General features: G+C 63.8%; 20 protein-coding genes and 1 pseudogene. 7 read left to right on the top strand and 14 right to left on the bottom strand.

The window, feature by feature from the left end:
* Nucleotides 1-86: 86 nt before the first annotated feature.
* Genes X750_RS161325 through X750_RS161335 form a run of 3 tightly spaced genes read right to left on the bottom strand, consistent with a single transcriptional unit; the run spans nucleotide 87 to nucleotide 4,945 of the window.
* Nucleotides 87-572, bottom strand: a complete 486-nt coding sequence (locus tag X750_RS161325; protein WP_023729650.1) for an acetone carboxylase subunit gamma — start codon at nucleotides 570-572, stop codon at nucleotides 87-89.
* Nucleotides 569-2,773 carry a hydantoinase B/oxoprolinase family protein gene (locus X750_RS161330; protein ID WP_023746613.1) on the bottom strand — a complete coding sequence of 735 codons (2,205 nt, stop codon included), beginning with the start codon at nucleotides 2,771-2,773 and terminating at the stop codon, nucleotides 569-571. The genes X750_RS161325 and X750_RS161330 overlap by 4 nt, the downstream gene beginning before the upstream one ends.
* A gap of 12 nt (nucleotides 2,774-2,785) precedes the next feature.
* Nucleotides 2,786-4,945 (bottom strand): hydantoinase/oxoprolinase family protein, encoded by a 2,160-nt coding sequence (locus tag X750_RS161335; RefSeq protein ID WP_023746612.1) that lies wholly within the window; start codon nucleotides 4,943-4,945, stop codon nucleotides 2,786-2,788.
* 110 nt (nucleotides 4,946-5,055) lie between these two features.
* On the opposite strand from X750_RS161335, the gene X750_RS161340 reads away from it, so the two are divergent.
* Nucleotides 5,056-5,835: a LuxR C-terminal-related transcriptional regulator gene (locus X750_RS161340; RefSeq protein ID WP_023746611.1), complete on the top strand. Its 780-nt coding sequence runs from the start codon at nucleotides 5,056-5,058 to the stop codon at nucleotides 5,833-5,835.
* Nucleotides 5,836-5,854: 19 nt separating this feature from the next.
* Here the strand turns inward: X750_RS161340 and X750_RS161345 are convergent, their stop codons facing one another.
* The 8 genes from X750_RS161345 to X750_RS161380 form a co-directional block, all read right to left on the bottom strand.
* The gene (locus tag X750_RS161345) at nucleotides 5,855-6,436 is read right to left on the bottom strand and encodes a DUF1349 domain-containing protein (RefSeq protein ID WP_023746610.1); all 582 of its coding nucleotides are present in this window, start codon (nucleotides 6,434-6,436) and stop codon (nucleotides 5,855-5,857) included.
* 14 nt (nucleotides 6,437-6,450) lie between these two features.
* Complete coding sequence (locus X750_RS161350) at nucleotides 6,451-7,890, bottom strand: aldehyde dehydrogenase family protein (RefSeq protein WP_023746609.1); 1,440 nt, start codon at nucleotides 7,888-7,890, stop codon at nucleotides 6,451-6,453.
* A gap of 165 nt (nucleotides 7,891-8,055) precedes the next feature.
* On the bottom strand, nucleotides 8,056-8,541 hold the full coding sequence (locus X750_RS161355; RefSeq protein WP_023694218.1) for a hypothetical protein: 486 nt from the start codon (nucleotides 8,539-8,541) through the stop codon (nucleotides 8,056-8,058).
* A gap of 100 nt (nucleotides 8,542-8,641) precedes the next feature.
* Nucleotides 8,642-9,523, bottom strand: coding sequence for an ABC transporter permease (locus X750_RS161360; protein WP_023707792.1), 882 nt, complete (start codon nucleotides 9,521-9,523; stop codon nucleotides 8,642-8,644).
* A complete protein-coding gene (locus tag X750_RS161365; protein ID WP_031196280.1) occupies nucleotides 9,520-10,479 on the bottom strand; it encodes an ABC transporter permease in 960 nt (319 codons plus the stop codon). Before X750_RS161365 ends, X750_RS161360 begins: the two co-directional genes overlap by 4 nt.
* A 37-nt stretch (nucleotides 10,480-10,516) precedes the next feature.
* Nucleotides 10,517-12,160 (bottom strand): ABC transporter substrate-binding protein, encoded by a 1,644-nt coding sequence (locus tag X750_RS161370; protein ID WP_023703589.1) that lies wholly within the window; start codon nucleotides 12,158-12,160, stop codon nucleotides 10,517-10,519.
* 35 nt (nucleotides 12,161-12,195) lie between these two features.
* Complete coding sequence (locus X750_RS161375) at nucleotides 12,196-12,972, bottom strand: DUF427 domain-containing protein (protein WP_023715545.1); 777 nt, start codon at nucleotides 12,970-12,972, stop codon at nucleotides 12,196-12,198.
* A 15-nt stretch (nucleotides 12,973-12,987) separates the two neighbouring features.
* Nucleotides 12,988-14,346, bottom strand: coding sequence for an LLM class flavin-dependent oxidoreductase (locus X750_RS161380; protein WP_023703591.1), 1,359 nt, complete (start codon nucleotides 14,344-14,346; stop codon nucleotides 12,988-12,990).
* Between the two features lie 191 nt (nucleotides 14,347-14,537).
* Here X750_RS161380 and X750_RS161385 point away from each other — a divergent pair, with 191 nt between their 5' ends.
* Complete coding sequence (locus tag X750_RS161385) at nucleotides 14,538-16,340, top strand: ABC transporter ATP-binding protein (RefSeq protein ID WP_023703592.1); 1,803 nt, start codon at nucleotides 14,538-14,540, stop codon at nucleotides 16,338-16,340.
* Nucleotides 16,341-16,417: 77 nt separating this feature from the next.
* Here X750_RS161385 and X750_RS1000000163995 read toward each other — a convergent pair.
* Nucleotides 16,418-16,597: pseudogene (locus tag X750_RS1000000163995) on the bottom strand (ATP-binding cassette domain-containing protein); the annotation flags it as partial.
* Nucleotides 16,598-16,736: 139 nt separating this feature from the next.
* Between X750_RS1000000163995 and X750_RS161395 the strand changes: the two are divergent.
* From X750_RS161395 to X750_RS161415, 5 genes are read left to right on the top strand one after another with little or no spacing between them, the layout of a single operon-like run.
* On the top strand, nucleotides 16,737-17,972 hold the full coding sequence (locus X750_RS161395) for an ROK family transcriptional regulator (protein WP_023746608.1): 1,236 nt from the start codon (nucleotides 16,737-16,739) through the stop codon (nucleotides 17,970-17,972).
* A 14-nt stretch (nucleotides 17,973-17,986) separates the two neighbouring features.
* Complete coding sequence (locus X750_RS161400; RefSeq protein WP_023746607.1) at nucleotides 17,987-19,066, top strand: Gfo/Idh/MocA family oxidoreductase; 1,080 nt, start codon at nucleotides 17,987-17,989, stop codon at nucleotides 19,064-19,066.
* Entirely contained in the window at nucleotides 19,066-19,902 is an 837-nt protein-coding gene (locus X750_RS161405) for a sugar phosphate isomerase/epimerase (protein ID WP_023746606.1), read from the top strand. Before X750_RS161400 ends, X750_RS161405 begins: the two co-directional genes overlap by 1 nt.
* Entirely contained in the window at nucleotides 19,899-20,699 is an 801-nt protein-coding gene (locus tag X750_RS161410; RefSeq protein WP_023746605.1) for an alpha/beta hydrolase, read from the top strand. Before X750_RS161405 ends, X750_RS161410 begins: the two co-directional genes overlap by 4 nt.
* Complete coding sequence (locus tag X750_RS161415) at nucleotides 20,696-21,589, top strand: ROK family protein (RefSeq protein ID WP_023746604.1); 894 nt, start codon at nucleotides 20,696-20,698, stop codon at nucleotides 21,587-21,589. The genes X750_RS161410 and X750_RS161415 overlap by 4 nt, the downstream gene beginning before the upstream one ends.
* Before the next feature lie 22 nt (nucleotides 21,590-21,611).
* On the opposite strand, the gene X750_RS161420 is transcribed toward X750_RS161415, so the two are convergent.
* Together X750_RS161420 and X750_RS161425 are read right to left on the bottom strand one after the other, a co-directional pair.
* Nucleotides 21,612-22,610 (bottom strand): ABC transporter ATP-binding protein, encoded by a 999-nt coding sequence (locus X750_RS161420; protein WP_023668840.1) that lies wholly within the window; start codon nucleotides 22,608-22,610, stop codon nucleotides 21,612-21,614.
* A gap of 30 nt (nucleotides 22,611-22,640) precedes the next feature.
* Nucleotides 22,641-23,702, bottom strand: coding sequence for a Gfo/Idh/MocA family oxidoreductase (locus X750_RS161425; protein ID WP_023732573.1), 1,062 nt, complete (start codon nucleotides 23,700-23,702; stop codon nucleotides 22,641-22,643).
* Nucleotides 23,703-23,903: the final 201 nt, after the last annotated feature.

The raw sequence follows: 23,903 nt of genomic DNA, 5'->3' as shown, positions 1-23,903 counted from the left end.
TCTCCGATGCCGACGTTTGATGCCATAGTCTTAGACCCAGCCCGGTGACGAGCGCTACCTTGCCTGCAGCGCTGGTCACCACGTCGCTAAAGCGGTTTGCCCAGCCACTCGCGATAGAAGCCTTCGAGATCGGGTTCGAAATCATGCACGATCGGATAGCCGGGTGCTGCCGCCTCGACCTCGTGCATGGTGCCGCATTGCGGGCAGATGAATTCGCGGATTTCCATCCATTGCGGATCGGGGATATCGCTGTTGGGATAGATCTCGCGCAGCGCTGCCTCGGTGTTGCGCACGTTGATCGCGGCCTTGAGCTTCCAGTTCTTGCGGTAGTCGCCGAAGGAGTGGCCGCATTCGCAACGGGTGATGCGCTCGTCGCCGCTCTGGCAGATGAACAGGTGATCCGAGACCGGCAGCAGGATCGGGTCCTTCCAGGTGACACGGTCCTGATAGACGGCGAGCATCTTGAAGAAGCGGTCGTCGTCCTTGTAGGCGCTCATGATGCGCTTTGTCTGAGGCCAGGGGAGCTTGCCGGCTGAGAGATCGCCGAGGACTTCCTTGCTGTACGAGGTCATGGCTTTGCTCCCGGCATGAAGATCGATCTGGCGTCGACGGTCCAGAAATCGCTGAAATCCCTGGTGAAGCGCGACGACAGCTTGATCGCGCTGGCATACATTTTCTTCACCTCGGGCGCGAAGTCGGCCTTCTCGACACGGCCGTGTTCGGCAGCGATCCAGTCGGAAACCGGGATCGCCTTGGCCAGACGCTCTCTGCGCATGGCGGCACGACGTTCGACGGTGGCGTCGATATCGGCAACCGGATAACCCTCGGCGTCGTCCTTCAGCACGATGCCGAAAATCTGGATCGCCGCCTGGCGGGTGAGAAAACCGTTCTCGACATCCCAGGCGGTCTTGACCGGATCGCGCTCCAGCACGTCGCCGTAACCGCCGCCACCATTGTAGGAATGGCTGAAGATGTCCCCCGACTTGTGCGGCGAGGGGATGTAGGGGCCTTCGACCACGGCATGGTCGCCGCCGATGTTCTTCTCGTAGTCGGAGACATGCGGATCGATACCTGGGGCATGCGCGAGCGGTTCGCCTTTTGCCGCCAGTTCATGGATGTTGGAGTTGCGCACCGCGCGATGCTTCTGGCAGGTCGGCGCGGGATAGCCGCCACACATGCCGCCATTGTCGAATACCCGCGAGGAGTGTTCCGAGGTGTGCAGTCGCAGGTGCGAGGTCTTGTTGATCAGCCAGGTCGAGACGAAGGAACAGCCGCCGCGATATTTGCCGGCGCCCCCTGAATTGGGGACGATCGAGCGGCCGATATAGACCATCGGCATCGATTGTTCCCAGACCTCGATGTTGCCCATGTCGGATTCCGGATTCCAGCCGACATAGGCGGTGTCGAGGCCATCGGCGATGGCCAGCGCGCCGGAGCCGGCGGCGGCGCATTCGAAATGCGCCATGCCGAACGGCGTACCGTACTGGCTTTCGCCGCCCATCTCGATCATCGGGCTGTTGACCTGGCCAACGAAGGCCTCCTCGACGAAGCCGCGCGCGACGAAGCCGCGCGACAAAAGGCGCTGGAACACGCCATAGGCCGGCAGCAGCAGCGCCCAGGATGTGGCGGTCGCCACCATCTCATTGTCGGGGTTGGTCCAGGTGCCGTGCGGCAGCTTCAGCTCGGTCGCCATCCAGGCGCCGTCATTGACCAGGCCCTCGAAATTCATGTGCTGGGTCAAGGTGACGAACATGCCTCCATCCATGCCGGCCGGCGTGCAGTTCATCGAATGGTAGCCCCAGGGCTGCGTGCCCTCGAAGTCCATGGTGATCTTGCCGTCGGTGGTGATCTCCATCTCGATCGGGATGTTGTAGAGCCAGTCGGGATCGCCAAGCAGCTGGAAGCCGGGCTTGCCCGCCGTGACATGGCCGTAGAAGGTGTGGCCGCGATAGATGCCGGGCACGGTGAGCTGGCGGGTGCGGGCGAGCTGGGCACGACGGCCCTCCTCGATGAACTCCTTCGACACCTTCATCCAGTAGTCGAGGCCGATCTCGGAGATCAGCTGCTTGACGCTTTCGCGCATGTCGATGCAGGAGGCGACCTTGGCCTTCTCGTCGAGCACCCAGTAGATCGGCATGCGTAGATTGCGCTCGCAGCGGATGACGTAGTCGCGGCGGATCTCGTCATTCTCGCCGATCTTCTCGGCGCAGACGAACAGGCCTTCGGTGAAGCGCTCCTGCGCCAAGCAGACGTCGCCGCCGGGCGTGATGCCGCCGGCTTCGAGCTCGTGGCAGACCGCACCGGCCCAGCCGACCAGCGTGCCTTGATGGAAGATCGGCACCACGTCCATGACGTCGGGCACCTGCACGGTGCCGATGAAGGCATCGTTGTTGGCAAAGATGTCGCCTTCGCGGATCTTCGGGTTTTCCTCGTAATTGTTCTTGATCATCCATTTGATGAAGCGGCTCATCGTGTGGACGTGGACCATGATGCCGTTGGACAGCGCGATCGCATCGCCCTCGGGCGTATAGATCGCCACCACCATTTCGCCGACTTCGCGCACGCCGGGCGAGGCCGAGATGCGGCGGGCCATTTCGCGGGCCGAGACGCAATAGGCGCGCAGCTTGGTGTGCAGCGTCTCGAATTTCAGCGGGTCCTGGTTGCGTAGCGTGAGCTCGGTGATGCCGTCATAGCAGCCGGTCTCTTCCATCAGCCGTTCTGAATCGAGCAGCCGTTCGCGAAGGCGCAGGGCCGAGGCAGGTCTGTCCAACATGGCGGTGCCCTTTCAAGAATGGGTGTAATGCAGCAGCGTCCACTCATCGACCTGGACACGGTCCTGCGGATGAACAACGAGCGTGGTGGCGGGATGTTCGATGATGGCCGGACCGATCACCTCATGGCCGGGCTGCAGTAGGTCCATCTCGTAGAGATTGGCCTTGTGCCAGCGTCCCCCGATATAGGCCTCGCGCACGCCCTTGTGCGCTGCTGCCGGGGCCGACTTGCCGAGCGGGCGCTTCAAGAGCACCGGCTTGACCTTGTCGGCGGTGGCGATCAATCCGAGCTCGGTGATGGTGAAGCCGGCTTCGCCATAGCGCGAAACGCGATGGTTGACCTTGGCGTAGACCGCCTCGAACTCGTCGATGAACCTACGCATGTCGTCAGCCGAATTGACCTCGGCAAGCGGTGCCATGACCTCGACATCCTCGAGCTGGCCGGTGTAGCGCATCATCAGGAACGGCACGGTCTTGATCTTGTCTCTGATATGGCCGTCGGTGATCATCTCGTCGACCGCCGCCTTGGTCAGGTCGTTCCAGACGTCGGTGACCTTCTTGCCGAAAGCGAGCAGCTCGTCATCGCTTGCGCGGGCGCCGATGTCGTGCTGCGTCGAGACCGAATGCCGACGCATGAAATCGGCGGTGGTGCAGCCGAAGGCCGAGAAGGCGGCGGCAAACTGGAAGGTGATGATGTCCTTGAAGCCGATGCCCCTGGAGCAGCCGGCCAGATGCAGCGGACCCGAGCCGCCATAGGACAGCAGCGTGAATTCCGAGGGATGGATGCCCTGGCCGGAAATGACCCGGCGCAGCGCGTTGTTGGCATCGGCTTCCAGCATGTCGATCATGCCTTCGGCAGCCTCCTCGACTCCGACGCCAAGGATGCTGGAGCATTTTTCCTCAAACGCTTTGCGCGCCTTCTCGACCTGCAAGACGACCTTGCCGCCGAGGAAATAATAGGGGTTGAGGCGCCCGAGGATGGCGTCGCAATCGGCGATGGTGGGTTCGGTGCCGCCCTTGGCAAAGCAGATGGGGCCGGGGTCGGAACCGGCGCTTTCCGGCCCGAGCGAGACTTTCTTGGTCAGCGGGTCGACCTTGAGGATCATGCCGGCGCCGGCGCCGATCGTGTCGAGATGCAGCGTCGGCACGTTGAGCTTGAAACGGTCCATCAGCGGCTCGTTCTCGATCCGCGTCTGGCCGCGCGAGATCACGCCCATGTCGAAGGAGGTGCCGCCCATGTCCGAGCAGATCAGGGAGTCGTTGCCGATGAGCTTGCCGACATAGTCAGCGCCGAGGATGCCGCCGATCGGGCCGGAGATCATGGTTTCGTGCAGGCGCGGGTGGTTGATCGAGGTCAGGCCGCCAAAGGACAGCAGCGTCTGCACGCCGTATTTGAAGCCGTATTTCTTCGAGACGCCCTCGATGCTCTTGAGCTGCTTGCGGCCGCGCGACGTCGCGTAGGCCTCGATCAGCACCGAGTTCAGCCGCGACTGTTCGCGAATGACCGGGCGGACCTCGTGGCTGGTGTAGATGAGGATGTCGGCGCCGGCTTTCAGCACCTCCTCGCGGCATATCTCGGCGATGCGCTTTTCGTGCACCGGATTGACGTGCGAGAAGATCGTCATGATGCAGATCGCCTCGACCTTGTCGGCAATCAGCTTCCTGGCCGCAGTCGCGACCTCATGCTCGTAGAGCGGCAGCACGATGTCGCCGAACTGGTCGATGCGCTCGGTGACGCCATGGGCGCGACGGCGCGGCACCAGCGGATCGGGATGATGGTGGGTCACCGCATGCAGCCGGTCGGCATAGGAATAGTCGGCCCAGGCCTGCAGGCCGCGACCCATCAGGATCATGTCTTCCAGACCCTTGGTGGTGATCAGGCCAAGCCGGCGCCCGGTGCGCGACAACAGTGTGTTGAGCATGCCGGTGCCGGAATAGAGCACGACGTTGACGCCGGAGAACAGCTGCTCCAGCGAGATGCCCCAGGCGTCGGCCGCGTCTTCGGCCGATGCGAGGAAGCCTTCGGCCTCGTTCTTGGGCGTGGTTGCCGACTTGCCGATCTTGAACTGGCCGTCCTGGTCGACAAGGATCGTGTCGGTCATGGTGCCGCCGGCGTCAATGCCGATGACGATTGGATTGCCGACGATGGGGCTGGTGAGGTTGGGTTGGGTCACGGTCGCCTCGGGATTGCTCTAGGATGGCTCAAGCTAGATTCCTTGGGCGGCCTTGCGCCATATGCCAAAAGACACAATGACCGCCGGACCGGGATCGCCGAGAAAAGGGCATGCGCATGGGCAATATCTGGGGGCCGCTCGCCAGGGCGATTGCCGCCACCGGTACGGACAGGCATGTCGACTGCCTGATTGACCTGATCGGCGCCGATATCGAGCACGATCTCGTCACCGTGACCCGATATTCGGCGACGCAGACGCCGGAATTCATCAAGCACCGGCGCTTCTCCGACGAGATGGTCCGGCGCTATCTCGACAATTACTACGTCTTCGACCCGTTCTATGCCTCGTGGCGGCGTGAGCAGAGGCTGGGCATCCTGCCGCTGAAGCGGCTTGCCGATGACGAGGCCAAGCGCGGCCAGTACATAGCGGGCTTCCTGGCGCAGTCGGAAATCTGCGACGAGGTCGGCATCATGCTGGCCGATGGCGGCGACTGGTGCCTCGGCATCTTCCTCGACCGCTCGACCTCCACCTTCAAGGACAGCGAGATCGCGCTGCTGGACGAGCGGCTGCCGGTGTTCGAGGCGCTGCATGCACTCGACATCAAGGCGCGGGGGACGGAATTCTCCCGCACATCGGCGCCGACCGGCCCCGGCGCCTCGCCCCGGCAGGAGCCGACCATCCCGGCGAGCCTGTGGCCGGAGCTGTCGCTGCGCGAGCGGGAATTGGTGCAGTTGATCCTGGCGGGACATCCGACCGCCAACATCGCGGAACGGCTCGGCATCGCCGTCGGCACGGTGAAGAACCACCGCCGCCGCATCTACGAGAAGCTCGACATAACCACCGAACGGGAGCTATTTTTGCAGTTCTTCCAGCATCGGGCAGACGGTTAGTCCGCCATCGATATGGCCGTCAGTCGTGCAATTGCTTGGAAATCGGCGGGCCGACAGTAAAGCCGGAGAATGTTACCTCAAACCCTTCGCGCTGCGGCGAGCAGCACATCATGCCGACATCGACGGATTTGGAGATCGGGAAATAAGCCAGCCGCACCGGCTTCCACTTGCCATCGGTGGTATCAAGATATTGGATGCGGATCGCCTCGGCATGGCGGGTCAGCCGGATGCGCACGCCGTCGGGGCCGGTGGGAATGCTGAGCAGCGACCAGTCCGAGGTGTCGTTGGTGACCACAACCGAAAAGTAAGCCAGCCCGTCGGTGTATTCGATGCCGGCCTTGATCCAGTGCGTTTCACTCAGCCGCAGCATCAGCCCGGCCTGGTCGTAGAGCACCTTGTAGTCGCCCTTGACGGTGACTTCGGCGCTGAAGTCACCCTCAACCGGGCGATAGAGGAAATGGCCATTGTCACGCCAGAAGCCGTAAAAGGTTTCGCGCCAGAAGTCGGTTTCCCCGCCGGTGCGCACATGCACGATGCCATTACCGAAAGCATGGTGCGGCGGCGGGTTGAGCCAGGTCAGTTCCTCTTTCGCCGCCGTCATCGGTTCCCCCGCGATCAGCCGGCAAATGTATAGGCCGTCTTTACCGTGGTGTAGAACTCCGCGGCATAGCGGCCCTGCTCGCGCGGGCCGTAGCTCGAGCCCTTGCGACCACCGAACGGGACGTGGAAATCGACGCCCGCCGTCGGCAGATTGACCATCACCATGCCGGCTTCGGAGTTGCGCCGGAAATGCGTGGCATGCTTGAGGCTCGAGGTGCAGATGCCGGACGTCAGGCCGAAGGGGGTGTCATTGGCAACCGCCAGCGCCTCGTCATAATCCTTGACGCGGATGACATTGGCGACTGGACCGAAGATTTCCTCGCGCGAAATGCGCATGGCGTTGGTGCTCTCGGTGAACAGCGCCGGCCTGAGATAGAAGCCGGGTGTTTCGCGGTCCAGCCGCTCGCCGCCGAAGGCGAGGTTGGCGCCTTCCTGGCTGCCGATGGCGATATAGTCCTCGTCCTGCTTCAGCTGGCTCGCATCGACGACGGGCCCGATCTGGGTCTTGGCATCGAGCGCATCGCCGATGACGAGCTTTTCCAGGCGCTCCTTGAGCGCGGCGACGAAGCGGTCGTGAATGCCCTCGGTCACCACCAGGCGAGAAGAGGCCGTGCAACGCTGGCCGGTCGAGAAATAGGCGCCGTTGATGGCGCATTCGACCGCCGTGGCGAGGTCGGCGTCATCAAGCACGACCATCGGGTTCTTGCCGCCCATTTCGAGCTGGAACTTGCGCATATGCTCGACGCTTGCGGCGGCGACGCGTTTGCCGGTGCCGACCGAGCCGGTGAAGGTGATGGCGTTGAGGTCGGGGCTGTCGAGCATGGCCTGGCCGACGACCGAGCCCTTGCCCATGACCAGGTTGAGCACGCCTTTCGGCAGGCCGGCGCGGTGCAGGATGTCGACAATGGTCCAGGCGCTCTCCGGCACCAATTCGGCCGGCTTGAAGACGATGGTGTTGCCGTGGGCCAGCGCCGGCGCGATCTTCCAGGTGGGAATGGCGATCGGGAAATTCCACGGGGTGATGATGCCTACCACGCCGACGGCTTCGCGGGTGATCTCGACGCCGACGCCCGGGCGCACGCTGGGCACCAATTCACCCGACAGGCGCAGCGTCTCGCCGGCGAAGAAGTCGAAGATCTGGGCGGCGCGGATGGTCTCGCCAATGCCCTCGGCCAGCGTCTTGCCCTCTTCGCGCGACAGCGCGCGGCCGATCTCGTCCTTGCGCGCCATGATCTCGTCCGACGCCTTTTTCAGCACGGCGTGGCGCACCAGCGGCGCCGAACGCGACCAGGCCGGGAAGGCGGCTTTGGCCGCCGCGATGGCCTGCTTTGCCTGCTCGGCGCCGGCCGAGGCATATTCGCCAACGACATCGCCCGTGTTCGAGGGATTGATGTTGCGCGAGCCGGCCTCGCCCACCCACTCGCCATCGATCAGATTTTTACGAAACAGGCTCATGTCGCGGTTTCCTTGTATTGGTTCGCTGTGGGTGCCGTATGCCTGAATCATTTATCAGACAAATGACGACACTGTGAGGGCTGAAATCTAGCTGCGGACTGGATAGCCGATGGCGCGCGGCTATGAAAGCCGCGACCTCAAGATGGACAATATGAAGCGGCCCTGTCAGGTCGGAAAAGTCCAGAACAGGCAAGCCAGCGTCGCCGCGGCGAAGATGACGAAGAACAAGCTCCTGAGCAGGATGTTGCGGCGCAGCTCGTTCATGGTGAAATGGCTGCCAACGATGGCCGCGGCGAACAGGAAACGCCAGTTCAGGAGCGCCCACAGCACGCTGCTCTGGCCGAAAGCCCAGCGGGCGACGAGACAGCCGACAATTGTGGCGAACAGGGCAATCACCGCCCAGAACAGCGCATCCGCAGCATGGGTCAAGACGATGCCGGCGGCGCGGATCGGCAGGATCATCATCAGCATGGCGCCGAAAAAATAGACGGCGGCGAGTGGCAGGAACGACCCGGCATCGGCGATGCCGTCCAGCCGCCTCACCCCGATCGCGCCATAGGGATAGCCGTGCCTGGCGACCGCCAGGCTGAGCGCCATGAGCAATGCGGTGAGCACCGCGACCAATGCGAATGTAATGAGGGCCTTGCTCATGCCGTTCCTTGCTTTGAGGCCCTGTCAGAGCCGAATCACGAGGAACGATTTTAGCGCACGGTCCGCGATTGCGCGTCAGCTTTGCTGAGCGTTCCGCTCTTCACCGGTCGCTGTTTTCGAAGGCCCCCATGCCTTGCGCGATCAGATTGGTTGCCATGACAAGCGAAACGATGGCTGCGGAGTTGAAGATCACCACCCACCATTTGCCGCCGGTCAGGAAGCCGTAGCCGTCGGCGACCGCCAGTCCCCAATCGGCTGAGGGAGGCTGGATGCCGAGGCCGAGGAAGCTCAGCGTGGCGATCGAAAAGAAGGCGTAGCCAAGCCTTGTGACCAGCTCGATGAGGATGGTTTCCCTGACATTAGGCAGGATCTCGAGGAACATGATGGAAAGAGCGCTCTCGCCGCCGAGACGAGCGGCGCTGACATAGTCGCGTTCGCGCTGCTCGCGCACGGCGGCACGCACCGTCCGTGCCACCAGCGGGGCATAGGCGATGCCGATCACAAGGATGACGGTGAGGTTCGATGGCCCAAGCGCGACCAGCGCCATGGTGACGAGGACGATGAAGGGAAAGGCCATCAGCGTGTCGAGCAGCCTGGCGCCGATGGCGTCGATCAGCCCGTCGAAATAGCCGAGCACGAGGCCAAGCACGCTGCCGGCGGCAACGCCGAGCAGTGTTGCTGCCGGCGCGACCAGCAGGATGTCACGCGAGCCGACGACGATGCGCGACAGCACGTCGCGGCCAAGTTGGTCGGTGCCGAACCAGTGCGCGGCATCAGGCGGCGCCAGCATGACGAGGAAATCCTCGGCATAGGGATCGTAGGGCACAAACAGGCTGCCTAACACGGCGCAGCCGACCCAGAACAGCAGGATCAGCGATCCAACGATCACCGAGGGCGGCAGCTGCGAAACAGTCTCGCGGATGCGACTTGCTGCCCGCCAGCCCAGCGTACGGCGCTCCGGCAATTCCATCAGTTCCATCATGGCGAAACACGGCGGCGCTGCCGCGGATCGAGCAAGGCATTCACGAGATCGCCTGCCGCGGCCGACAGCACGAAGATGGTCGCCATGACCAGCACGCCGGCTTCGAGCATCGGGAAGTCACGCGACTTGGCGGCGTTGAGCACCAGATTGCCGAGACCCTGTATGCCGAACAGCGCTTCGATCACCACCAGCCCGCCAAGCATGTAACCGGTCTGCGTCGCCAGCACGGCGATGGTCGGCGTCAGCGCATTACGCAGCACGTGCCGGATGAGGATTTCGCGACGCTCAAGGCCTTTCAGGACGGCGGTGCGCGTATAGTCGGCGGCCAGCGCCTCGATCACACCGGCCCGCGTCATGCGGGCGATGTAGCCGGCAAGGTTCAGCACCAGCGGCAGCGCCGGCAGGATCAGATAATAGCCACTGACCCACAGCCCGGCGCCATCGGGAGCAGCGCCGGTGATCGGGAACCAGTTCAGCCACAGGCCGAAGACGATGAGCAACAGCAGGCCGGAGACGAAGTCCGGGACGATGCCGAAGGACACGCCGGCGAGTACGATCAGGCGGTCGACAAAGCGGCCCTGGTTGAGACCGGCGACGATGCCGGCGCCGATGCCCAGCGGCAACAGAAAGACGAGGATAATTCCGGCAAGGGCCGCCGAGCGCTTGAGGCTTTCCAGAACGAAGGGCGCCACCGGCAAACGCAACGACAGGGAGGTGCCGAAGTCGCCTGACAGCACGCTGCTGAACCAGTGCCAGTATTGCACGAGCACCGGCTGGTCGGCGCCGAGCTGCCTGTTCAGCGCCGCGACGGCCTCGGCATCGGCGAACGGCCCGAGCATGAGGCGGGCGACATCGCCGGGCAGAACCTGCCCGGCGAAGAACACCAGCATGCTGACCAGCCACAGCGTGAGCAGAAGCGAGGCTGCCCGCACCGACACAGTGCGGCCGGTCAGCATCGGATTCCGGTGCCCGGAGTGGCTGGACGTCTCGCAATCATGCCTGGGCGAACGTCACGCGATCGAGCAGCAGATGCGAGATTGCCGTGAAGCGGACGCCCTCGACCTTCGACGAGACGATGCGGCTGTATTGCGAGAAGTAGCTGATGATCAGCGGCGTCTCGTCCAGCAGCAAGGTCTGGATCTTGCCCGCGGCAAGGCGTTGCGCCTGAAGGTCGCGGGCCTTGCCGTATTCGAGCAGCAGCCCGTCATAGGCCGGGTTGTTGAAATGCGCGGCGTTCCAGGCGCCCGAACTCTTCAGCGTCGCGTTGAGGAAGATGTCGGGCGTGCCGCGATGGCCAAAATCGGTAATGCCGAGATTGGAATCGAGCCATGGCGACGAGCCGAACTTCGCCGAGCCATAATAGGCGTCCTGCGGCAGCACGTTGAGCTTGATGTCGATGCCGGCCTTCTTGGCAAAATTCTGGATCAGCACGGCATAATCGGGAATGTCATAGGCGCGCTCGGTGGTCAGCGTCACCGGGAAGCCGTTCGGCACGCCGGCCTCGCCAAGCAGGCGCTTGGCCTCGGCGATGTCCTGCTTGCGCTGCGGTACCGACGGATCGGCCGAGGGGAAGATCGGCGCGAACGGGGTGTCGTTGCCGATGATGGCGCGGCCCTTGAGCAAGCCCTTGACCACCGCCTCGCGGTCGATGGTGAGCGCCAAGGCGCGGCGGATGCGCTTGTCGGTGAACGGCGCCTGGTCGGTCCTCAGATGCACCTCGTCATGCGAACTTGCCTGCACGCTGAGCAGCTTGAAGTTGGGATTGCCCTCGATCGCCAATTCCAGCCGGGTCGTGCTCGGGATGACGTCGAGCTGGCCGGCCTGCAGCGCCAGCACCTGCGCCTGCTCGTCGTCGAAGAACTTGATTTCGACGCGGTCGGGCAGCGCCTTGTCGCCCCAATAGTCAGGGTTGCGCACGAAGCTGGCGCCCTGCTTGGGGCGGAAGGATTCGAGCTTGAACGGGCCGGTGCCGTTGAAATTCTTCTCGAAATCGCCGGCATAGTCGGCCGGCAGGATGACGGCATTGTAGACGTCGGACGAGACATAGAAGGGGAAGTTGCTGTTGGGCCCGTCGAGATCGAAGGCGACTGTCTGGTCGTCGACGACCTTGGCGCCGCCCTTGGACAGGATGCCCTTATAGGCCGACAAAGCGGACGAACCGCTGGCCGGATCGACCAGCCGCTCGAAGCTCGCCACCACATCCTTGGCGGTGACGGTGCGGCCGTCGTGGAATTTTACGCCCGGCCGCAATTTGAAGGTCCAGCGGCTGGCGGTCTCGTCGGCCTCCCACGACAGAGCGAGCTTGGGCTGCAGACCGTCCTTGGGATCGTCGAGGATGAGATATTCGCCGACCTGGCTGATGACGCCGATGCTGGCCGGATCGGTGATGGAGACGGGATCGATCGCCTTGGTCGGCTGTCCGAGCCCAACGCGGACCGTGCCGCCGGCGCCGGCAGCGCGCGCCGTGCCGAAACCAGCAAGTCCCTGCGAGGCGGCAAAGCCGGTGAGGCCGATCAAGGCTGCGTATTTCAGCAGATCGCGGCGCTTGAGGAAGCCGGCCTGGTGCTCATCGACGGCGACGTTCCAGATGTCGCCGGACAGATTGCGAAGCGTATCGATGTCGTTGCGTTTGGTCATTTTGAAACCCCTGTCTGAAATGACTGTTGAATGGCTTAAGCGACTGGTTCGCCGTCGAGATGGATGCGGTCGACGGCTTGCGGGTAAAAGGCGATGAGGCCCCTGATCTTGGGCATTTCGGCAATGGGATCGCGGTAGCTCCAGGCGACATCGGGGCTTACCGAGCCGTCGGCGCGCCGGCCCGACCAGTAGGAGGCGATGCCCTTGTAGGGACAGCGCGTCGTGCTGTCCGAAGCGGTCAGCCGGTCGAGCCTGACATCGTCCGGGTGCAAATAGAAACGCGTCGGCAGATGCGTTTCGAACAGAAGCACCGGGCGATGGCTGTCGGCGATCAGTTCGCCGTCGAACCAGATCTGGACGTGGCTTGAACTCTGCAGCACATCGATGCGTGCGTATGGATCGCGGGCGTGGACGAAGACTTCTTCCTCCTCCTCGAACCATTGGTCGACCGCTTTCCAGGTGAAGGCGATGCGGCCGGCCAGTGGCGACAGGCTTTCATCCGGCGGCGCGACAAGCGACCAGGCCGCATTGGGAGAAGCTTTCGATCCCGTCTCCAGGTCCCAATAGGTGGTTTCGCCGCCGACTGGATGCGGCTGGCGATGCTCGGACGGCTTCAAGAGCGAGCGGTCCACCGAGGAGGCCGGGAAGAAATAGATCGGCAGAAAATGGTTGGAGCGCAGCACCAGGACGTTGCGGCTGTCGGCGATGGTGCGGCCGGCGAATTTGACCCGAATGCGCTTGGGGCTGTGCAGAACATTGATGAGCTGCGGAGCCGTGGCTTCGCGGGGCTGAAGTTTTGGCGCTGCGGTCATATCAGTTGCCCCAAGTCAGGATACGGCGCGCACATTGTCGCGCTGTTCGGCGAAGCGGTTGGCCGGCCGAGCCAGGCCGAAACGGTCACGCAGCGTCCCCGGCGCATATTCGGTGGGGAATACGCCGCGGCGCTGCAGTTCCGGCACGACCTGCTCGGCAAAATTCACCCAATCCTCCGGGAGCAGCGGGAACATCAGGTTGAAGCCGTCGGCGGCACCTGCCTCGAACCAGTCCTGCAGCTGATCGGCGATCTGGTTGGGCGTGCCGACGACGGTCGGCACCGAACCGCTGTTGGCGAGCTTGCGAGCGATCTCGCGCAGAGTGAGGTTCTGCTTCGACCATTCCTTGACGCGATTGAGCGAGGTGCGGCCGCCATTGAAGGTGCTCTCGTCCGGCAGCGGCGGCAGCGGGCCGTCCGGCGGATATACGGAGAGATCGACGCCGCTCCAGCTCGAGAGAAGGTCGATGCCGACCCGATCGGGAAGCAAGCTCTGCAGATACTCCTGCCGCTCGCGTCCCTCCGCTTCGGAAGCTGCGACGATCGGCAGGATGCCCGGCAGAATCTTGAAGCTCTCGGGCTTGCGGCCATAACGGGCGAGGCGCTCGTCGATGTCCTGCCTATATTTGGTGCCGTCTTCCTTGGTGCTGTAGATGGCAAAGTGCGCATCGGCGTGCGCGGTAGCGAAATTCTTGCCGTCTTCGGACGAGCCGGCCTGGACGATCAGCGGATGGCCCTGCGGCGGGCGCGAGACATTGAGCGGTCCGCGCACCTTGAAGTGCGGGCCCTTGTGGTTGATCGCATGGACCTTGTCGGGATCGGCGAAATAGCCCGATGCCTTGTCGATAAGCAGAGCTTCGTCTTCCCAGCTGTCCCACAGTGCCTTGACGATATCGAGGAATTCGGTGGCGCGCTCATAGCGAAAGGCGTGCTCGATGTTGCCGTCGCGGCCGAAATTGCGGGCCTCCTCGTCCATGGCCGACGTCACCACATTCCAAGACGCCCTGCCCTTGCTGATATGGTCGAGCGAGGCAAACATGCGGGCGACATTGTAGGGCTCGCTGTAGGAGCTTGAGGCGGTGGTGATGAGGCCGATATGCCTGGTCACGCCGGCAAGCGCCGACAACAGCGTCAGCGGTTCCAAGCGGGCATTGGCGTAATGGGCTACGCCGCTCTGTACGGAATCCCAGATCGCGACATGGTCGGCGACGAAGATCGTATCGATCCTGGCGCGCTCGGCAGACTGGACGAGATCGCGGTAGAAGTCGAAGTCGAGCACTTCGCGGCCCGGCGCGCGCGGATGGCGCCACGACATGCGATGATCGCCCTGCGGATTGAAGAAAAACGCGCTGAGGATCATGTGGTCGCGTGCCATGCCGGTCTCCTTGCAGAACTGCTTCAGGCGACCGTCGCGATGCCTCGACCGGCTGCGACAATCTCTCCTGAGCGGTGAAAGGTAGATTGCGCTCCAGCTTAATTCGAGTAATTTTATAGAGATTGTGCGGCGCGAAAGCGGAAGCGATTGCCCTCGAAGACCGCGCCGAAAGAAAGTGGTTTCAGCAAGACATGTCGTCATCGGTTCTGAACGTCGAGCAGCTCACCGTCGCCTATGATGAACGCCGGGGATCGCATCCGGCCGTCAACGGCGTGTCGCTCACCATCGGCGAAGGCGAAGCGCTCGGCCTTGTCGGCGAGTCCGGCTCGGGCAAAAGCTCGGTGGCACTCGCTATTCTGCGCTATCTGCCGAATAACGCCCGGATCGCCGCGTCGGCGCTCGAGTTCCAGGGCCGCGAGATCCGCAATCTCTCCGGCGAACAGCTGCGCCGGCTAAGGGGCGATCGCATCGCGGCCGTCTACCAGCATCCGGGTGCGGCGCTCAATCCGGCCATGACGATTGGCCGGCAGATCACCGAGACGATCATGCGGCATCGCCCGGTTCGGCAGGACGAAGCACGCACCCGCGCCGCCGAGCTGCTCGGCCGCGTCAGGGTGAGCAATCCGGAGCGGGTGCTCGATCTCTATCCGCACGAATTGTCGGGCGGCATGCAGCAGCGCGCCAACATCGCGATTGCCATTGCGCTCGACCCGTCGCTGCTGGTGCTGGATGAGCCGACGACGGCGCTTGACGCCAGCGTCCAGTCCGAGATCGTCGCCATCCTGCAGGACTTGCGCCGCGATCACCAAACCAGCGTTCTGCTGATCAGCCATGACATCAACATGGTCCGCCGGGCCTGCGATCGGGTGGCCGTGATGCAGTCGGGGACGGTGGTCGAAAGCGGCATCGCCAACGATGTCTTCGAGAACCCTGTTCACGCCTACACCAAGGCGCTGATCGCCTCGATCCCGGCGCTCAACTTCACCAAGCGCGACGGCAGGCTGGCCGAGATGCACACAACCGGCCCGTCGAAGCCTGTCCGCAGCGATCAACCGGAAGCCGCACGTCCGATCGCCGTCGCCTGCAAAGGCATCAGCCACGCCTTCGGCTCCCAGGCCGTCCTGCACGATATCGACCTGGAGATAGCCCAGGGCGAGACGTTCGGGCTGATCGGCGAATCCGGCTCCGGCAAGTCGACATTGGCAAGGATCGTGACTGGCCTCCAGACGCCGGACGCTGGGTCGGTCGAGCTGTTCGGCAGCACTGTCGCGCCGCGCGTCGAGAAAAGAAGCCTGAGCGAACGGCGCGACGTGCAGATGGTGTTCCAGTCACCCGACCGCACGCTCAATCCGCGCCAGCGGATCGGCAGGATCCTCGGCCGTCCGCTGCGGCGGCTCGCCGGCTTTAGCCGCAGCGAGGTGAAGCAGCGTGTCGGCGATCTCCTGGCCTCGGTTCGTCTTGCCGCTACGACCGTCGACCAGAAGCCGAGATCGCTGTCTGGTGGCCAGCGCCAACGGGCGGCGATTGCGCGCGCCTTTGCCGGCGTGCCGAAGCTCGTGGTGTTGGACGAGCCGACCTCTGCGCTCGACGTTTCCGTGCAGGCGACCGTGCTCAATTTGCTCAACGACCTGCAGCGCGACAAGGACACCACCTATCTGTTCATCAGCCACGACCTCAGGGTGGTGCGCTATATGGCCGACAGGATCGGCGTGCTCTATCGCGGCCGGCTGGTCGAGACGGGATCATCCGAGCAGATTTTCCGTGGCCCCAACCACCCCTACACGAAGCTGCTTCTGGCCGCGTCCTCGGATGAGACGGCGCCGAGGGCTCCGGCTCAGCTCCACGTCGCGGCACACGATGCCGAGACCTCCGGATGCTCCTTTGCCGCCCGCTGTCCTGTCGCGCTGCCCGATTGCCGAAAGGCGCAACCACCCGTCAGGCAGGCCGGCGACGGTCATCTGATCGCCTGCTGGAGAGACGCAAGCAGTCTCTGATTGCGAAGCGGGCAACTGACAAGCCTTCTTTCGAGGAGATGTCCCCCGGCCGATGCGGCCGGAGGACAGGCTTGGGAGGCGCCTGATGTCGGCTGGAAATTTCCGGCGATGGTTTTGACCAGCGTCGATTTGCCGGCGCCATTGTCGCCCATCAGGCCGAGAACCTCGCCCTCGTTGATGTCGAGCGAGACATTGTCCAGCGCGCGGACGGCACCGAAATCCTTCACGATGTGTTCGAGACGCGCTAGAACCGGCATCGCATCCTCCCATGCCAATTTGTAAGTTTCTGATACAAATCATCGTTTGAAACTTGGGTCAATGGGCCTGGGGATGCTGAATATTTGTTGCAATGCACCCAACCATGGGCCTTTCAAACCGCCTAGAAATTCTATTAGTATGATAATCAAACAAATTGTGGAGAACGACGTGCTGGTGTCGACCGATCTTCGGCCGAACGAAACGCGGGCACTTGCGGCGCTGTTTCGTGTCGGCGCGTTGAGCCGAGCGGCGCTCGCACGCGATCTCGGCCTGACCCGGTCGACCACCGGCGCCCTGGTGCTGGGGCTGACCGAAGCCGGTCTGGCGCGCGAGCGGTCGGATGGAACGGACGACGAGCAGGATAGCGAGGGTCGGGTCGGCCGTCCCGGTATCCTTGTCGAGATCGACGGCAATGGCGGCTTCTTCCTTGGCGCTTATATCGGCGTCAACTGGATCGCAGCCGTGGCTGTCGACCTTGCCGGCGCGCGGCGTGCGAGCGCCTCTAGGGCATTTGCCGGCCCCGGTAGCACGCCCGAAGCCGCGGTCGACATCATCGGGGAACTCGTCGCCGAGATCCGCTCACAATTGCCTGCGGGCACGCGCCCCTACGGGCTCAATGTCGCCGTGCCCGGTTTCCCCGCCGCCGACGGGATTTCATACCATGCCACCATCCTTGGCTGGCACGGGGTCAATCTGGCGGAGCTTTTGCGCACTGCCTTTGGCGCGGACTTTCCGATCCTCTTGGAAAACGATGCCAATGCCGTGGCGGTGGCCGAGACATACCGGGCGCAGCCGGGCAAGGACCATGAGGATGCTCTGGTCATCCTGATCGAGAACGGCGTTGGCGGCGGCATCATCAATGCCGGCAGGCTGCATCGCGGCCGGCTCGGCGGCGCCGGGGAAATCGGGCATCTGCGCATCGGCGACGAAGGTTTTGTCTTCGACGCGAAGCGCCCGGGCCGACTGGAATCCTATGTCGGCAAGGATGCTTTACTGGCTCGCTATTTGCACATAAGCGGACTGCGCGCCGGCGTGGATGAGTTTGTCGCAGCGCTGGCCGGCGGCGATCCGGCAGCCGTTGCCACCGCGCGCGACTGGGCGCTCTGGTTCGGCCGCGGCCTGGCGACACTTGCCTGCACCTTGCAGCCGGAGCGCATCATCCTCTCCGGCTCGGTCAATGCGGTCTATCCCTTTGTCGCCGAGCAGGTGGAAGCTTTCTTGCTGGACTTCCTGGCTGAAGGTTACCCCGTTCCCACGGTCGAACTGTCGCGCGTCGGCGCCGACGGTCCGGCATTGGGCGCTGCCTGTCTGCTGCATCAGGCAGCTTTGTCGGGCGATCCGCAATTTCAACTTCGCGGCCTCGCCGCGCGCTAATCAGGAGAGATTCAATGCCTCGCAAAGACGAAAAGCGGCTGCGTGTCGGCGTGCTCGGCTGCGGTCCGATTGCCCAGGCGGCGCATTTCGAATCCTGCACCAAGGCACGCAATGCCGATCTCTATGCCATTTGCGATGTCGCCGACGATCTGCGCGACAGGATGGCCGCGACCTACGAGCCTGAAAAATCCTATGCCGACTACGGCCTGATGCTGGCCGATCCCGATCTCGATGCCGTCATCATCGCGACATCGGACATTTTTCACGTCAAGGCCGCGGAACTGGCGCTCGATGCCGGCAAGCATGTGCTTTGCGAAAAGCCGCTGGGCGTTTCGGTCGAGGAGGTCGAAGGCTTGCGGGCCACGCTCGACAAGAGCGGCAAGGTGCTTCAGGTCGGCCATATGAAGCGCTTCGATCCCGGCATCCAGGCGGCAAAGGCTTTCGTCGACGACGAAATGGGCGAGCGGCTGGCGTTCAAAGGCTGGTACTGCGACAGCACCCACCGCTACCCGATGACCGATGCAGTGCAACCGCTGATCATCACCAGCGCCAAGGCGCGCAAGCCTGCCGTCAATCCCAAGGCGGATCTGCGCCAATACTACATGCTGGCGCATGGCAGCCATCTCCTTGATACGGCGCGCCATCTGCACAGGTCGATCGAGGCGGTGGAGGCCCGGCTCACCGAGCGCTATGGCGCCTATTGCTGGTTCATCACCACCATCTTCGCCGACGGCATGATCGGCCATCTCGACCTGACGGTCGCCGTGCGCATGGACTGGCACGAAGGGTTCCAGATCTATGGCCAGAACGGCAGCGTTCTCGCGAAGACGTATAACCCCTGGTACTACAAGAGCAGCGAGGTCGACATTTTCCGCGAGGCCGATGGCAGTTGGCACCGGACGCTTGGCGCGGATGGCCACTTCTATCGCCGGCAGCTCGAAGGCTTTGCCGATGTCGTGCTGAATGGCGCGCCGATGATCGGCGCCGGCATCGAGGACGGCATCGCATCGGTCAGGGGCATGGCTGCCATCGCCCGCTCGGCCGCTGCCGGCGGCCGCGCCGTCCGTCTGGCCGATGTCGACGGGGTCGTGTGATGCAGCTTGGGATTTTCGCCAAGACCTTCGCCACCACCGGCGCCTTGCCGGTGCTGCGCGCGGTCGCGGACGGCGGCTACACGGCGGCGCAGTTCAACATGGCGTGCCTTGGACTGCCGTCGATGCCGGACAGCATTGAGCTCGGCGCGGCCCGGTCCGTCGCTGAGGCGAGCGGCGAGGCCGGCGTTTCGATCGCGGCGGTTTCGGGAACCTACAACATGATCCACCCGGATCGCACGGTTCGCATCCAGGGACTTGCCCGGCTCGAGGTCCTGGCCGCGTCATGCGCCGATATGGGCACAAGGCTGATTACGCTCTGCACCGGCACCCGAGATGCCGAGGACCAATGGCGCTGGCATCCCGACAATGCAAGCGAGGCGGCATGGAGCGATCTGCGGACGGAGATGGAAGCGGCGATCGCGATTGCCGAGCGCTTCGACATCGAGCTTGGCATCGAACCGGAACTGGCCAATGTCCTCTCCAGCGCCCGGGCCGCACGCCGCCTGCTGGACGAAATGAACAGCACGCGGCTGCGCATCGTGCTCGACCCGGCCAATCTGTTCGAAGTGGCCGACAGCGCGGAGCGCCATCGCCTGATCGACGAGGCCGTCGGCTTGCTGGCGGGTGAAATCGGCCTAGCCCATGCCAAGGACCGCCATGCCGATGGCAGTTTTGCCGCAGCCGGAAAGGGCGTGGTCGACTTCCCGCATTTCATCGGCCGCCTGAAGGCTGCCGGGTTCGACGGCCCCTTGATCACGCATGGCCTGACAGAGGCCGAGGCGCCAGGTGTCGGCGCCTTTCTGCGCACCGTACTTGAAGAGAGCGAGCGCGCGTGAAAAGGACCTTCAGCCGCGATGGCGTCGACCTTGCCTACCGGGACGTCGGCGCCGGCCTTTCCGTCATCTTCCAGCATGGGCTGGGCGGCGATGAGGCGCAGGTGGCCGACGTGTTTCCCGATCTGCCGGTGACGCGGCGCGTGACGCTCGAATGCCGTGGCCAGGGCGGATCCGGCTACGGGCCTGTCGAGCAGCTTTCGATCGCGACGTTTGCCGAGGACGTCGATGCACTGGCCGACGATCTCGGCCTCGGCCCGGCCGTCGTCGGCGGCATCTCGATGGGCGCGGCGCTGGCGCTCCGCCTGGCGGTGCACAGGCCGGCGCGGGTGCGGGCGCTGGTGCTCGCCCGGCCTGCGTGGGTATCCCAGGCTGCACCGGCCAATATGAGGCCCTATGCCGTGGTCGGCGATCTCCTGACGCGCCATTCGCCTGACGCCAGGCGTCTGTTCGATGACAGCGCAGTTGCCGCAGAGCTAGCGAGGCTGGCGCCGGACAATCTCGCCAGCCTGCAAGGCTTCTTCAATCGCCCGGACCCGGTTCTGTTCGGTAGGTTGCTTTCGGCGATCGCCGGCGATGGTCCGGGCGTGAGCGAGGCGGACATCCGCGCTATCGCGGTGCCGACCCTTGTCATCGGCCATGACCATGACCTCGTCCATCGACTGGACGACGCACAGACGCTGGCCGGGCTCATCCCGTCGGCCCGGCTTTGCACCATCACAGCCAAATCGCAGGATCGCGCCGCCTACCGGCGGGAATTCCGCGCCTGTCTTTCGGAATTCCTGGAAGCGCTGGCATGACGCATCAAACGATGGAAGACACGATCGCCGTGGTCGAGATCGGCGGCACGTCGGTCAAAGTTGGCTTTGCCGACCACGGCATCCCGGTGGATTTTGCCCGCACCTACCCGACCGCGCAACTGCGCCAGGGCGCGCCTGTGGCGGGGTTGGCCGATGCGGTCACCGCAGCCTGCCGCGATGCCGGGCTCAAACCTGCACGGGTCGTTGCGACGGTGCCTGGGTTCATCGACCGCGACTTCGACACGGTGCTGCACACGGCCAACATTCCCGAACTGAACGGTATCCGGCTGGGTACGGAACTGGCATCGCGGCTCCGCGTTCCCGTGCGGCTCGAACGCGACGTCGTACTGCAATTGCTGGGCGAAAGCGTTGCCGGCGCGGTGAAGCGGCAGAAGGAGGTGCTGGCGGTCTATCTCGGCACCGGCATCGGTGCGGCCTATCTCGGCAAGGACGGCATTTTCAGGGGTGGCGGCTGGGCGCTCGAGATCGGCCACATGCCGATCTACCGGCCCGACGAAAGCGGTCCGCCAAACCGGGTCGAGACCTATGCCTCAGGGGCAACGCTCGTCGAACTCGCGACAGACTACGATATCCCGGTGGCCGATCTGTTTTCGGCGGCCGGGCAGCCGCCATCGCTGCGCGAATGGCTCGACGAAATCGTCTGGCAACAGGCGGTGGCCGTCGCAACGGCAGCCGCCCTGTTTTCCCCGCAGACGATCCTGATCGGCGGCGGTATCGTCGACATGAAGTCCTATCCCCGCCAGACGCTCAAGCAGCGCATCGCGGACAGCCTGCCGCATTCGCTTGTTGTAGAGCCTCTGGACATACGCTGGGCGGCCCTGGGCTGGCAGGCGGCGATCCACGGCGCGGTGCTGCTCGGTACGGTATGATCGCGGTACTGCCCGCAGCGGATTACTTGATCGTCTTGCCGTCCGCCCCGAATCGATAAGTCTTCCCCGGCTCGGGCGTCGCATACAGCGTCGCGCCCGGCTCCGCGTCGTAGACACCGAAAATGCGCACCGTGATCAGCCCGGCCTTTTCGCAGTCGAGATAGAGGTTGGTGTCGGCGCCGAGATGTTCGGCATGCACCACCGTTCCCTTCCAGGCGCCGGACCTTGGATCCACGGTCAGATGCTCCGGCCGCACGCCGATCGTCTTGGCCGTCTCGCCCAATCTGGCGCCGTCGATGAAATTCATCTTCGGCGAGCCGATAAAGCCGGCGACGAACTCGTTTGCCGGCGAATTGTAAAGCTCCATCGGGCCGCCGATCTGCTCGATCTGGCCGGCGTTGAGCACGACGATCTTGTCGGCCAGCGTCATCGCCTCGACCTGATCATGGGTGACGTAGATCATCGTTGCCTTCAGCCGGCGATGCAGCTGAGCGATCTCCAGTCGCGTGTTGACGCGAAGCGCTGCATCGAGGTTCGACAAGGGCTCGTCGAAGAGAAACAGTTTTGGCTCACGCACCACGGCGCGGCCGATGGCGACGCGCTGGCGCTGGCCGCCCGACAGTTCCGCCGGCCGCCGCTCGAGATACGGTTCCAGCGACAGCATCGACGAGGCGACGCCGATGCGGCGTTCGATCTCCGGGGCGGGCGTGCCGGCCTGCTTGAGGCCGAGGCCCATATTGTTCTTCACCGTCAGATGCGGGTAGAGCGCGTACGTCTGGAACACCATGGCAATGCCGCGTTTTGCCGGGGGCGTGGCCGAGACATCGGCGCCGTCGATCACCACCCTGCCGGAGGTCGAATCCTCCAGCCCGGCGATGACCCTGAGCAAGGTTGACTTGCCGCAGCCAGATGGGCCGACGAAGACGACGAATTCGCCGTCGGTCACTTCGAGGTTGATGCCTTTCAGCACCTCGACCGGCCCGAAGGCCTTCTTCACATTCTCGATTACCAGCGAGCCCACGGCTTCGTCCTTGTTCTAGAGTTTGCCCTACTAGAGCTTAACTGGGGCGCCGCTGCGCACGCTCTCATCGGCGGCAAGGCAGACGGCGAGCGATTTCACCGCGTCGTCCATGTGGCGGGTCAGGTCGATGTCTTCCCGGATCGCCTTCAGCACGAAGGCCTGTTCGAGGTCGCAGAGATCCTGGTGGCCGGGTTCGCCGTCCATCGACAGCATCTCGTCCGGCCTGGCGAACTTGCCGTCCGCACCCGTCGCAGCGCTGTGCAGGCGGATGGTCGAGGTCTTGGTGTGGGTGTCGATGTCGTCCGACTTCACACCTTCCTTCATGACGATCGACACGCAGCCATTGGGCGACATCACGTCCTTCACGAAGAACGCCGTTTCCGAAATCATCGGTCCCCAGGCAGCTTCGTACCAGCCGACCGAACCGTCATCGAACAGCACCTGCAGATGGCCGTAATTGTACATGGTCGGCGCGATTTCCTCGGTCAGCCGCAGCCCCATGCCGCGCACCTCGACCGGCTTGGCGTCGGTGATCTGCAGCATGACGTCGAGATAGTGCACGCCGCAATCGACGATCGGCGACGTCGTCTGCATCAACTGCTTGTGCGTCTGCCAGGTCGGGCCTGACGATTGCTGGTTGAGGTTCATGCGGAACACGTAAGGGCCACCGAGCTTGCGCGCCTCGGCGATCAGCCGGACCCAGGACGGGTGATGGCGCAGGATATAGCCAATCACCAGCTTTCTGCCATTGGCCTTGGCCGCCGCGACGACGCGCTTGGCGTCCGCCACCGTTGTTGCGAGCGGCTTCTCGACGAAGACGTGGCAGCCGGCCTCGAATGCCTTCACCGCATAGTCGGCATGGCTGTCGGAATAGGTGGCGATGCAGGCGACGTCGGGCTTTTCATCGCGCAATGCATCGTCGAAGGAACGACGGATGTCATAGCCCGACAGCCCGTCCGGTAACGGCACGTCGGAGCGGTTGATCAGGGCCGCGATCTCGAAGCCCGGATTAGTGTGGTAGGCCAGCGCATGGCTACGCCCCATATTACCGAGGCCTGCGACGACGACGCGAAGGGGCGATTTAGAGGTCACCTAACTACTCCAGATGTTCCAGTTGTTCCTTCTGAGAGGGTGTCACCCCACCCGGCGCTTCGCGCCGACCTCCCCATCAAGGGGAGGTAGGACGTTGGCGCGAACACCCTCACTGCCAAAGAAGCTTCTCCGAAAGTCGCCCTTTGGCGGTCGTGAATGAAGCCACGGCCTTTTACCTCCCCTTGATGGGGAGGTCGGCGC

Source organism: Mesorhizobium sp. LNJC391B00 (assembly GCF_000502535.1).
Taxonomy (GTDB): Bacteria; Pseudomonadota; Alphaproteobacteria; order Rhizobiales; family Rhizobiaceae; genus Mesorhizobium.
Note: the sequence above shows the minus strand (reverse complement) of the source record. Positions and strands in the feature narration are given on the sequence as shown.

Excerpts from the sequence above, each read along its gene's own strand:
- X750_RS161325 (WP_023729650.1), bottom strand. The coding sequence starts at position 572 with ATGACCTCGTACAGCAAGGAAGTCCTCGGCGATCTCTCAGCCGGCAAG.
- X750_RS161330 (WP_023746613.1), bottom strand. The coding sequence starts at position 2,773 with ATGTTGGACAGACCTGCCTCGGCCCTGCGCCTTCGCGAACGGCTGCTC.
- X750_RS161340 (WP_023746611.1), top strand. The coding sequence starts at position 5,056 with ATGCGCATGGGCAATATCTGGGGGCCGCTCGCCAGGGCGATTGCCGCC.
- X750_RS161345 (WP_023746610.1), bottom strand. The coding sequence starts at position 6,436 with ATGACGGCGGCGAAAGAGGAACTGACCTGGCTCAACCCGCCGCCGCAC.
- X750_RS161350 (WP_023746609.1), bottom strand. The coding sequence starts at position 7,890 with ATGAGCCTGTTTCGTAAAAATCTGATCGATGGCGAGTGGGTGGGCGAG.
- X750_RS161355 (WP_023694218.1), bottom strand. The coding sequence starts at position 8,541 with ATGAGCAAGGCCCTCATTACATTCGCATTGGTCGCGGTGCTCACCGCA.
- X750_RS161360 (WP_023707792.1), bottom strand. The coding sequence starts at position 9,523 with ATGATGGAACTGATGGAATTGCCGGAGCGCCGTACGCTGGGCTGGCGG.
- X750_RS161365 (WP_031196280.1), bottom strand. The coding sequence starts at position 10,479 with ATGCTGACCGGCCGCACTGTGTCGGTGCGGGCAGCCTCGCTTCTGCTC.
- X750_RS161370 (WP_023703589.1), bottom strand. The coding sequence starts at position 12,160 with ATGACCAAACGCAACGACATCGATACGCTTCGCAATCTGTCCGGCGAC.
- X750_RS161375 (WP_023715545.1), bottom strand. The coding sequence starts at position 12,972 with ATGACCGCAGCGCCAAAACTTCAGCCCCGCGAAGCCACGGCTCCGCAG.
- X750_RS161380 (WP_023703591.1), bottom strand. The coding sequence starts at position 14,346 with ATGGCACGCGACCACATGATCCTCAGCGCGTTTTTCTTCAATCCGCAG.
- X750_RS161385 (WP_023703592.1), top strand. The coding sequence starts at position 14,538 with ATGTCGTCATCGGTTCTGAACGTCGAGCAGCTCACCGTCGCCTATGAT.
- X750_RS161395 (WP_023746608.1), top strand. The coding sequence starts at position 16,737 with ATGATAATCAAACAAATTGTGGAGAACGACGTGCTGGTGTCGACCGAT.
- X750_RS161400 (WP_023746607.1), top strand. The coding sequence starts at position 17,987 with ATGCCTCGCAAAGACGAAAAGCGGCTGCGTGTCGGCGTGCTCGGCTGC.
- X750_RS161405 (WP_023746606.1), top strand. The coding sequence starts at position 19,066 with ATGCAGCTTGGGATTTTCGCCAAGACCTTCGCCACCACCGGCGCCTTG.
- X750_RS161415 (WP_023746604.1), top strand. The coding sequence starts at position 20,696 with ATGACGCATCAAACGATGGAAGACACGATCGCCGTGGTCGAGATCGGC.